The following is a 268-nucleotide window of genomic DNA, read 5'->3' on the forward strand; positions in this document are numbered from 1 at the left end:
CTGCTCATGCTGCATCCCGATACGATCAGGTGCTGTATTTCCCGCTGTCAAAATATCCGGAGACGGGAAATCATATAAAAGCCGCCATTTCGGCAGGTCATTCTGAGATTTGTACAATTGATCGGGGCGGAGCGGAGAACAGAAGGAAAGAATCATTGAAAGGAATTCCGACAAAGCCCGGGTTTGACCGTGATGAATGGCCCATGGCAGTCTGCACAGAAGGCGGGGCGGGGGCTGATATCAGATATGTAACCCCATCGGATAACCG

At 51.1% G+C, this 268-nt stretch carries 1 pseudogene; it reads left to right on the plus strand.

Going from position 1 to position 268, the window contains the following annotated elements:
- Positions 1-268, plus strand: a pseudogene (locus SB658_RS24405) (sporulation protein); the annotation flags it as partial.

It is taken from the genome of Bacillus sp. SIMBA_008 (assembly GCF_046535495.1).
GTDB lineage: Bacteria > Bacillota > Bacilli > Bacillales > Bacillaceae > Bacillus > Bacillus subtilis.